The sequence below is a fragment of the Prevotella sp. 20925_1_30 genome (assembly GCF_041433025.1).
GTDB lineage: Bacteria > Bacteroidota > Bacteroidia > Bacteroidales > Bacteroidaceae > Prevotella > Prevotella vespertina.
Map to the genome: position 1 here is coordinate 1 of NZ_JAPWAR010000042.1, position 10,746 is coordinate 10,746.

The window sequence follows — 10,746 nt, forward strand, 5'->3', positions numbered from 1 at the left end:
TTTCATCTATACATTATTAATTATGGATTTGATTATTCCCAATAAGAATCAAAGGTATGATCTCTGTAAATCTCACAACGATTTCGTTCAAAATTGAGTATATTAATATTATAGCCTATTTTCTCATAATGCATTAAATACGGAAACAAGTGCTTCCAACCTCAGAGGATATAGCCAAAAAGTTGGAAGTGCTTATCAAAGAATGAATGAAGGGAGATATTACAGAGTCGGAATATCTCCCTTTTGATTTACTACTTCTTGAACTTGCCGCCTTTCAGGTCGCTCCCCACCATCCGCTTATTGATTTTTTCACGGAGTTCGTCAAGAAAATAAGTGCGACTGTCATCTTTGCGATGCTTTATATTCATATATACGTTGTAGCAGTTCTTTATCTCCACTCCGAAGATTTCAGAGAGTGTGTGCCAATTCCTCCATACCAATTTCTCCATTACTGATACAATTGCAGGTGTCGAGAGCATACAAGAGTTCGACTAAATAATAAACAGAAATACCAGAAGACAATGATAAAATTGTTACTCCAGCAAAAAAATGAAACTTAAATGTCGTTATTTTCATTGCCTGATGTTTTTGCAGGCTAAGTTTGAAAGATTGTTTAGGGCAAAATAACCCTCAAAATGCAAGTAATATTTATGTAAAACTTATAATGAATCAAGATATTGCTTAGGTTTCATCCTGTGATATTTGCAGAAAGCCTCTGTGAAATGACTGAGGTTAGTATATCCAACTTTATAGCCTACTTCTGACACCGAGTAGAGGCGAGTGGAAAGCAGTCGTTTTGCCCATTCCATCTTTTCGGATAGGGCATATTCTGCGATGGCTTTTCCAATAACCTGCTTGAAGCACTTTTGTAATTTGGAACTGCTCATATTGGCTTCACGCGCCAATTCGGGAATACTCGGTACATTACTGAGACTTTGAAGAATCTGGCGACGAACACGGAATACTGATTCAACATCATTCAAGTTTAGGTTGGCAAGAGATTTTACTTCCGAACGTTTTTCGAGCTTTTCAAGGAACATTGTCAGTAATTCCATAGTTTTTCCATGCAAATGAAGCGTTGAAAAAGGATTGTCGATTTCAGTTGTAGACTTAATGTTATCCAAGACCTGTTGCATTGCAGGTGTAATGGTCTCAAACAAATAAAAAGCCTTGTCCGATTGGAGAAGCCGACCGATATAGGTTTCATGTGCTGCATCAATCTTTTCAATCCAATCCTTATTGAAAGTCAGTGTAATATTTTCATATCGTTTCTTTGGAGGAAAACTCCACTCAGTCGGGATACTACTTGAAGGCATGAAAATGCCATCGAGCGTGTCCACTCCGACCGTTTTTGTACTTGTTCCAATTATCTGCTCGTGTTTATGCTCATTGATATAGAACATGACAGGAATCCATTTCGAGTTTTCTACCGAGCGACGTATCATAGTTATCGGCTCGTATGCTACGAAACTGATATAAGTCAATGTTAGCCATGGCAGAGGATAATATTGTTTGAAGAATCCACTACCAATAGAAGAAGGAATGGTAAATCCATCGTTTATTACTGATGTGCCAAATTGTTCGGCAACCATCTCCATCCAATCTTCAGGCTTATTAATTGCACAAAATTCTATGGTCATTTTATCATGTCTTTTTGCAAAGTTACAAACAAACACGGATAAAAACTTGAATTTTTGCAAGTTTTTATCCGTATTACTCTTAAAAAAGAACCAATAGCTCCATGAGAAATGTTTTTAATGAGAGTTTACTCAAATGCGACTAAACTTGAAGGAACTCCTATGGCAGTAACAATTGGCTTTTGCGAGCATTCGCCTGTCTTGGTATTGTAGGTGTAATACCCCGTACCATTGTTACATATCATTCCAAAGACGATGAAGTCCTTGTAGCGAGTTATAGCAAAAGAGCCATTGCTATCGGTCATTGGCAAATCAAGTTTTTCGATGGTTTTGTTCCAAATGTCGATTTTCACAGGTTGGAAGTCTTTCTTGAGTATTCCAAATTCTGTATCCGTTACTTTCACGCAACTATACACAATACCATTACCTGCATAGAAAGACTTAATCATATACTGCCCTGTTTTGCCTATTCCTTTTATGGTTGTCTTCGATAGGTTGAACAGATAATCGCTATCCCATTTGTCGCTTCCTTTGCGGATACGCAGGAAACCTTCCTTATCGGCAACATTGAAGTTGTTACCCGCACTGTAAAAGTAGATGTCACCCCGCTCGTCTATGAATGCGTCAGAATGGCGGAACAATCCTACAACACTTGTGCGGTTATCTTTGATAACTTCAGTCTTTTTCGTCTTGAGGTCAATGATAGCTACCTCTGCTCCAGTACCCGGTACGGAGGTATGAGGCGAATTGAGCTGATTGAGGGCAACATACATCTTTCCATCACGGATGACATTACAGCCGGGATCAGGATTGTTGTCTTGAACCGCATAAGACGAGAGGTCAATTTCATCTTCCTTTTGCAATGTTGAAGTATTAATTAACGCAATTTTTCCACGTCCGTGCAAAGCAACGTATGCCCGCTGTTCATCAACGAAGTTAATTTCTCCGGGTTGAGCCATCTGTTCAAATGTCATAGTACCTGCTTTTATCAGTTCTCCATGGGCACCTCTTATAAACTTATGTATCTTATCCCCGAATTTCCCTTCGGGTACAAGCACTGTATTACCCTTAGCAAAGAGGTAGCAACCGAACCCGAATTCAAATGCTTTCTTATTGTCGGTTGCTTGAGGAGTCAAATCACTGAATGTCCCTACATAAGCACTTTTGTCCACATAATGCACAAAGGTGAAATGTTGCTGAACCTCTTGAGGAGTAGGCGTAGGTTCATCATTTTTGTTACAAGATGTCAGCCCTATGAAGCCGACCAGCATAGCAGAAAAAGCTATACGATTGAAAATAGTTGTATTCATCTTTTTATATTTGTTAAATTAGAAAATTCCTTTTGAGAAGACATATCTGAATTTGAGGTGAAGTGTCCGTCCTGCCAATGGTTGGCGGAATTGGTCCCAAACTTCTTTGTTCATTATATTATGGCATTCCAAGGCTACGGAATATTTGCTTTTGTAGGTCAACAATAGCCCTATGTCATTGACGAAACTGCGGGGAATACGTCGTTTCTGTAATTCGGTAAGTTCCCAGAAGTAGAAGAACTCCTCAGTAAATTTGCCGTCCCAGAAAGCCTTGACATACCAATTCTTGAATAATCGGTTGCTGTGATACTCCGCCCCGAAGTTGGCGAACAAATAGGGAATGTTCGGCAGTCGCAATCCTTTTGTCGGATTGGGGGCTTGGGTACCGGGTAAATAGTTCAAGACATCACGCACATCCTGATAAGTTAGATTTCCGTAGGCATAGACCGTTGGCGATATGTCCAATTTTATTTCGGTTTCTATACCTTTAATATGTACCTTTTCTGCGTTTACATATCCGGCTGCCATGTGCTGTTTCATTAGTTTTATCATATCGCTTACCTGCATATAAAAGCCGTTCACTTCAAACTGCAATCGCGATAATCCGAGGACATCATTTTTGTCTATTAAGAACCCCAGATTGAAGTTGTGGCTTTTCTCTGGTCTCAATCCGGCTGCAGGAAAGGTGATGATACCATCACCGAATAGTTCTTGTGAATTGGGAAGGCGTATTGCCCGCTGGTAAGATGCTTTCAAGTGAAAACCTCTGAAGGGCTCGTATTTTATTGCCTCTATCCAGCCTATTTGTGAGGTCGTATTGTTCTTTTTCTTCGGAGCCTCAATCAGCTCGTATGAAGTCAAATCTTCTATCTCGGAATGGAGGTGGAAATACTTTGCGGAGAGCATATTCGTCAGTTTCTTATCAAAGAGTTTTGACTCCCAAGTCAACCCCGAAATGATACTGGTCTTTTTGCTGGGAAATCCTCCGATAACAAAACCTGCATGCTGACTTGCAATGTTGTCGCTCGGTTGTCTTCTGGCGTAGTTAATAAGTGTGTTCAGATTCAAACTGTGATTGGCGGACAACTTGTAATCAAAATTGATACGTTCATTGATTTCCAAGCCTTTGTCATTTGAGTTGTGAGGAACATCTCCTGTTTCTCCCTGCCCATTTGGACTCGGATATATGTTTCCTTCGAAATCGTGATTAACTCGTGCCGTATCCACAAAATTGTTTGTTGTATGTGAAAGGGAGAAATGGGACTCAAGATTAAGGCGGTCGTTCAGCATTCCGCTTTTTATCAGTTTGTTTTCCAACATAAACATTCCTGATTGGTTTTCGGCATGTTGTATGTTTTTTAAGATACCTTGGATTTCATTGAAACGATTGTAATACCCGAACTCGGTACTAATCTCATCGAACCAAAGTTTCGTGAAAGCAATTTTTCCCTTCAACATATACGAACGAAAACGGTCATGGTCACGTCTTACCAACAGATTTTCTCTCTCGGGAACTCTGAAAGAGTAGTCATTCTTTGCAGATGTATAATAACCTCCCGCACCGAGTAGAATGCCACTCTTTGGAAAATTCTTGCGAGAGAAGACACTTCCTTTGTGTGTTTGGTAAGATCCGAATTCATACGAGGCATCTAAATAATCCGTACTAAACTCTTTAGTAACGATATTGACGGCTCCCCCCAATCCATCACATCCGAAACGGGCGGGTATGATACTCTTATAGACTTCTATTCTTTCTATAATGTCTATCGGAATTTCATCAAGAGAAAAGGCCCCGTCAGAAGTACTCATTGGTATTCCGTCCCATAAGATTTGAATGCGGTTTCCTTCCAATCCATGAACAATAATTCTCGAACTGCTTCCCAAACCGCCGGTCTGCCCAACTTTCAAACCTATGGTTTTATTCAAAACGGTTTCTAACGAAATAGATCTGCCTTGAAGTTCTTTCGCATTTATTACAGAAACTGCTTCAGGCGACTCTCTGAGAACTTGTGCTTTTGTTTTTCCGAAGACCACTACATCTGCTAACTCTGTTGATTCCGGGAGTAGTCTTATGGTATAACGCTTCCCATTTGCAGTAATCGTATCGGTAATGGTCTGATAACCAACATAACTTACCATAAGCATAAGTTTTTGATTACTTGATGCACTTAGTTTTGCAATACCTTTCCTGTTTGTAGTCGTACCATTTGTGTACGTTGGAGCATTCAAACCTTTCCAATGTACGGCGGCAAATTCTATACTGTTCCCATTTTCTGCATCAATAACTTTTATTTCTGTTGGTTGCAGTTGTGCAAACATAGGAAAAGACCACAAAGATAGAAAGCCGACAAGGAGCATTCTTTTGTATAAATGGACTATTGAGCTGATTGACATATCATATTTGTTTGTGAGATTCTGTGCAAAGGTACTTACCTGCCGAGCAAATAAATAACCCTATTATCCACGCTTATACCCCTGTTGTGTTTATATGCGAGCAAATTGTTGTTTTGGGGCAGTGTAATGCTTATTGGGGGTATTTTATTCCTGCTTGTTGCCGTACTTTTGCAGCAGAAAAAATCAAAACGACACATATATGGATAAACAAAAAGTCAGACCTCTTGATGAGGAACGGGAGAGCCGCAGCCTGCTCTCCAATGCAGTGGTCATATTGCACCTTATTTTAGGTACACTCCCTATACTGCTGGTAGTGTGGGCAGTGGACAAACTGATGAATGGCACACTCTCTCCCATAATAGTTTGGGGTATTGGAGGAATAATGATACTATTTGCAATGCTTCGAGGCGTATTCTATGGAACCTCGATTTGGCGCGCACACCGGTCGGCTTACAATGCCCTTACACGATTGAGGTTGCGTATCATAAGTCATTTGCAGCGCTTGCCGCTCGGTTTCTTTCAAGAACGGAAAGTTGGCGACTTGGTGAATATTATTAACCACGATGTGGAACAAATTGAAATTTATTTAGCACATGGATTACCCGAAATCCTTTCGGCTACTCTTTTTCCAGCCTTACTCTGGGTAATCATTATGGTGTTAGACTGGCGTTTGGGGTTGTCGCTCATTTCTCTTTTGCCTGTGGCATTTCTTCTGCAAATGGCTGTCAAAACACTTTGGGGAAAGAGCTTTCAACACTTTATGGAAAGTACGCAAAAAATGTCGGAAGACCTTTTGGAATATGTGGCTACCATATCGGTAATCAAAGCCTTCAGTAATGAGGAAAACAGAACGGAACGGGTACTTGGGGGTATGCGCGACTATATCCGTTGGGTAAAGCGGAGTATGTTTAGCGTTACCGTTCCCATGACATTGATAACGATGTTCTTGGAAGGTGGTATCGTGGTAATGACTCTTATTGGACTATGGATGATGAGTTCGGGCGAATTAACTGTAGCTCGTTTTATCCTTGCCTTGATATTGGGCGGTTTGTTCTCGTCCTCTTTTGCTAAGTTGGCTACTTTCCAACATTTCCGAATCGTCTATGGTCAGTCGTTGGCAAAAGTACAGTCCATTACAGAGGTACAGACAAAGGAAACTGCTGACAAGAAAACGGATACGACACAAACGGATGTTTGTTTCGAGCATGTTACATTTTCCTATCCAAACAAGGAAGACAATGCGCTGAAAGATGTATGTCTTCAATTTCCGAAAGGAAGTCATACAGCTATCGTCGGCGAATCCGGATCGGGAAAAACCACATTGGCAAGTCTGATGATGGGGTTCTGGCAACCTCAAACAGGTACTATCCGACTAGGAGGAGAGAATATTACGGAACTCTCCGAACGTAATATCGCAGATTATTTTTCGATGGTACAGCAGGAGGTTTTTCTCTTTAACACAACTATTCGGGACAATATCCGTATAGGAAAACCTACCGCCACACAAAAGGAAGTGGAAATGGCAGCAGAGCGTGCTCGTATTCATGATTTTATCATGGGCTTGCCGAATGGTTATGATACGCTGGCAGGCGAAGCCGGCGTAAAATTTTCTGGCGGAGAAAAACAGCGTATTTCCATCGCCCGAATGTTGCTCAAAGACTCTCCAATAATTATTCTCGATGAAGCCACTGCCGCATTGGACGGAGAGAATGAGAAACTAATCCAAGAAGCTCTTGATGAATTGCAGCGCAACAAGACCGTCATTACCATTGCTCACCGTCTCAATACTATTCAGGATATGGAGCGTATTGTTGTGATGGACAAAGGGCAGGTTGTGTCAAAAGGAACACACCAAGAACTGATGAAAGTCTGTTCTCTGTACCGCAATATGACGGAAACGCAAGAGCAAGTAAGTAAATGGCAATTAAAAGAAGAGGAGGAATAAGAATGGTACGCAATATACTGAATGAATTGACCGCTAGCGGAGTTCGGCATCTAATTATCTCCGCACTGTTTTTCGTGGTTTATGCCCTTTGTGGCACGGCGATAATGCTCACAGTCTTGTTTCTCATCGACTGTCATATACATGGAGAAAGCATCTCTTTCATTTCGGCAGCATGGGTACTCGGTAGTCTGCTGGTCTTGAAAACCATATCCAATGCCATTGCCGATATGAGTAAGCATTTTGCCGGATTTGATCTTGTGGAACGTATCCGCGAGAAAATCATACTGAAACTGAAAATGTTCTCACTCGGTTTCTATACCAATGAGCGTCTGGGAGAGATAAGTACAATCATTCACAAAGACGTTGATAATATGGAAATGGTAGTAGGACATCTATGGACACGGATGTCTGCCGACTTCATTGTAGCTCTAATACTCGGTATTGGACTATTTTGTGTGGATTGGCGCATGGGATTGACAATGGTAGCCATTCTCCCCATTGCCCTATTTTCTCTGTATCGGGGTATTCGCTCGGGAATGAAAGCACAGGAGGAATCACAGGATAATCTGGCAGATATGGTCAGCCTCTTTGTTGAATATGTCAAGGGTATCCCAGTTTTGAAAGTATTTGGAGGAAAAGGAATGTTCCGTGACAGACTCGACCACTCTGTTAGTGAATTTGGTGAAAGCAGTAAGAATATTTCTCGTTTGGCAGCTGTAAGTGTGGGCAGATACACTTTTCTGATAGAATTGGCTTTCGCTCTGATGGCTACAATCGGTCTTTGGTGGACACAGCAGGGGGAACTTTCTCTTTTCGCTTATTTAATGTTTATCATCGTCTCAAAAGAATTCTACAAACCTTTTGTCAATATGGAGAATCATTGGTTGAATTATATCAAGGTAAAAGATAGTTACGGACGCATTTCCCATTTATTGAATGCTCCTGTTATCACCAATCCTGAACAGCCGAAAACAGCAACCCATTTCAATCTTTCCTTTGACAAAGTGGATTTCCATTATGAGAAGGAAGGTTTTGAGATGAAAAATCTCACGTTCCATGTTCCCGAAGGAACAGTAACGGCACTTGTTGGCTCGTCAGGTTCAGGTAAAACAACCATTACCAACCTGTTACTCCGTTTCTGGGAACCGCAGACCGGCAGTATCCGTATCGGTGGTTTAGACATTCGAGAAATGGACTATGATTATTTACTCGGTAAAATCAGTGTGGTGATGCAGAATGTTATTCTCTTTTCAGATACCATTGCCAATAATATCAAAGTAGGCAATCAACATGCTACGCAGGAAGAAATCGAAGACGCAGCACGTAGGGCGATGATACACGACTTTATCATCAATCTGCCAGAAGGTTATGAAACAAAAATCGGAGAAAACGGTTTGGGATTATCTGGAGGTCAGAAACAAAGGCTTTCAATCGCCCGTGCGTTCCTCAAAGATGCTCCCATCATTCTTTTGGACGAGATAACAAGCAATGTTGACCCTGTCAATGAATATAAGATACAACAGGCAATGTCTTCCCTTATCCAAAATCGCACAGTCTTGGTCATTGCCCATCATTTGCAAACCATCCGTAATGCTAATCAAATTATTGTGATGGACAAAGGACGACTTGTAGAGAATGGGACACATGCAGAACTTGCCGCAAAAGACGGAATGTACTGCAAATTGCTGTCTATGCAATAACCTAATCAATAAAAAATATGGAGGTATGGTATTTGAACCATACCTCTTTTTTGCCATTTCCATCCATATCAACGCCACAAGTACGCAGTTATCTACAATTGCTAACACATACTATTTCTTTGATTTACCTTTGTCCGTGTACCGCTGTTGGTGTCATTAAAAACATTGTAATATGGACGAAAAAATCAAAGACCAAGAAGAATGCTACTGCCATCGATGAGTCGAAGATTGATTGGAAGCAACTCGACGATCTCGGTCTTTCCCGTGAAAGATTGGAACAGAGTGGAGAATTGGAAAAGATGCTCAATTGGCAGAAGAGCAATCTCTTGACGATTGCCGTACCTTTTGGAGACACTACTATCTACACCGAAACTTGCCTTCCGCACGGACGATAGCGGTAATATCGGTTTAGCAATTCATCCTTTGAGAAAAGAGCCACAGCTTGACTTTCCCTATATGGGCTATAAGTTCTCTCCCGAAGAAAAGGAGGCACTTCTCACTACGGGCAATCTCGGTAAAACTATCGAAGTTGCTCCCAAGAACGCTGAACCTTTTTCTGCTTACGTCTCTATCGATCCGCAGACCAACGAAATTATAGCCCTGCGTGCCGACCGTGTGAATATCCCCAAGGAAATCAAGGGCGTGACACTTTCTGATGCACAGTACAAAGACCTTGTGGAAGGTAAAGCCGTGAAGGTGGAAGGTATGACTGCCAAGAGTGGTAAGACCTTTGATGCAACTTTGCAAGTCAATGCCGATCGAAAAGGCATTGAGTTCATCTTTGACAAGTAATGTGCTCCAGCAACGGCAGTCTATGACCATCAACCGCAATGACAAATCCACATCTATTTCCACTCAGATGGATAGCCTTATCCCTGCACCCAAAATCAGTAACCTTACGCAAGGAATGTTTGTGGGGGCAGTATCAGACAACTTTGATGAACGCATCAACCAGAAGATTTTTCATGCAGAGATTGTGGTGGACAGTGTCAAGGTATCTGCCGAGATGAAAGCCTACCCACCCATACCTGTGATAGCAGACTTTACAAACGAAAATGGCTCCGACGCTCTCAACGAGACCATCGAAGCCAACTATAAACGTGTAAAAAAAGAGATACTAACACTTGTTGATAATGAGATTAGAATAATTAAGACCACTCCAAGTTTATGTCATCTAATAAAGAATGGAGATTAGTGAAGCCTAAGTTCAGAATCCCGTATTGGTAATAGAATCTGATATACAATAAATTCAATTAGATATAAAATAAATAAGACATCCTCTTCTACTGTGTTTGATCAATATGAATATGCTTAATCTAATGATTCTGGTTCATCTTCATTTATATTTTCAGAAGCTGCGGCATCAAAAGCTAAAAATACTTCTAAAAATGCAGTTTCACGAAAGAAATAATTAGGGGCATCGGTCAGTTTATCCTCCATAAAATGAAACCCCCAATTGGCGTACTCCTCCATTGTCTGCATAAGCATGTCAACCGCTTTTCGTGATGTCATTTCTCCTTTTTCCAAAGCAATGAAATCAATGTCGGTACGGGAAACAAGAGCGGTGAAAATATACTCCCGGAGTTTCGGATAGGCTTTTCGTCCTTTGACAGAGTCTAAATTGCCCCAATACTGAATGGGCTGTCCGAAAGTCTTGCGTTTTTGTGTGTCCTCTATGAGTGGTCGCTTTTGGTTGAAATAAAGTCCCATAAAAAATGCGACAATGAATATTTCATAACCACCACCAAAGACTTTTCCTC

Annotated in this window: 6 protein-coding genes and 3 pseudogenes; 4 read left to right on the forward strand and 5 right to left on the reverse strand. The window is 41.1% G+C overall.

The features are described 5' to 3' along the window. Nucleotides 1-251 precede the first annotated feature (251 nt). The 4 genes and pseudogenes from O3603_RS11455 to O3603_RS11470 form a co-directional block, all read right to left on the reverse strand. Nucleotides 252-495 (reverse strand): annotated as a pseudogene (locus O3603_RS11455) (RteC domain-containing protein); the annotation flags it as partial. A 164-nt stretch (nt 496-659) separates the two neighbouring features. Beyond that, nucleotides 660-1,640, reverse strand: coding sequence for an AraC family transcriptional regulator (locus O3603_RS11460; RefSeq protein WP_004374668.1), 981 nt, complete (start codon nt 1,638-1,640; stop codon nt 660-662). Nucleotides 1,641-1,765: 125 nt separating this feature from the next. Then, nucleotides 1,766-2,947: a hypothetical protein gene (locus tag O3603_RS11465; protein ID WP_371522941.1), complete on the reverse strand. Its 1,182-nt coding sequence runs from the start codon at nt 2,945-2,947 to the stop codon at nt 1,766-1,768. Between the two features lie 18 nt (nt 2,948-2,965). Continuing rightward, the gene (locus O3603_RS11470) at nt 2,966-5,341 is read right to left on the reverse strand and encodes a TonB-dependent receptor (protein WP_371522943.1); all 2,376 of its coding nucleotides are present in this window, start codon (nt 5,339-5,341) and stop codon (nt 2,966-2,968) included. 199 nt (nt 5,342-5,540) lie between these two features. On the opposite strand from O3603_RS11470, the gene O3603_RS11475 reads away from it, so the two are divergent. The 4 genes and pseudogenes from O3603_RS11475 to O3603_RS11490 all read left to right on the forward strand — a co-directional run. Continuing rightward, nucleotides 5,541-7,286: an ABC transporter ATP-binding protein gene (locus O3603_RS11475; protein WP_371522945.1), complete on the forward strand. Its 1,746-nt coding sequence runs from the start codon at nt 5,541-5,543 to the stop codon at nt 7,284-7,286. Between the two features lie 2 nt (nt 7,287-7,288). Continuing rightward, nucleotides 7,289-8,986, forward strand: coding sequence for an ABC transporter ATP-binding protein (locus O3603_RS11480; RefSeq protein ID WP_371522946.1), 1,698 nt, complete (start codon nt 7,289-7,291; stop codon nt 8,984-8,986). 194 nt (nt 8,987-9,180) lie between these two features. Then, nucleotides 9,181-9,772: pseudogene (locus O3603_RS11485) on the forward strand (DUF4099 domain-containing protein); the annotation flags it as partial. Between the two features lie 7 nt (nt 9,773-9,779). Next, nucleotides 9,780-10,181: pseudogene (locus tag O3603_RS11490) on the forward strand (conjugal transfer protein TraG); the annotation flags it as partial. Nucleotides 10,182-10,297: 116 nt separating this feature from the next. Here the strand turns inward: O3603_RS11490 and O3603_RS11495 are convergent. Then, nucleotides 10,298-10,746, reverse strand: a 449-nt coding sequence (locus O3603_RS11495; protein ID WP_371522948.1) for a glycoside hydrolase family 15, incomplete at its 5' end; no start/stop codon positions are given.

Coding starts and splice junctions, on each gene's coding strand:
- O3603_RS11460 (WP_004374668.1), bottom strand. CDS start 1,640: ATGACCATAGAATTTTGTGCAATTAATAAGCCTGAAGATTGGATGGAG.
- O3603_RS11465 (WP_371522941.1), bottom strand. CDS start 2,947: ATGAATACAACTATTTTCAATCGTATAGCTTTTTCTGCTATGCTGGTC.
- O3603_RS11470 (WP_371522943.1), bottom strand. CDS start 5,341: ATGTCAATCAGCTCAATAGTCCATTTATACAAAAGAATGCTCCTTGTC.
- O3603_RS11475 (WP_371522945.1), top strand. CDS start 5,541: ATGGATAAACAAAAAGTCAGACCTCTTGATGAGGAACGGGAGAGCCGC.
- O3603_RS11480 (WP_371522946.1), top strand. CDS start 7,289: ATGGTACGCAATATACTGAATGAATTGACCGCTAGCGGAGTTCGGCAT.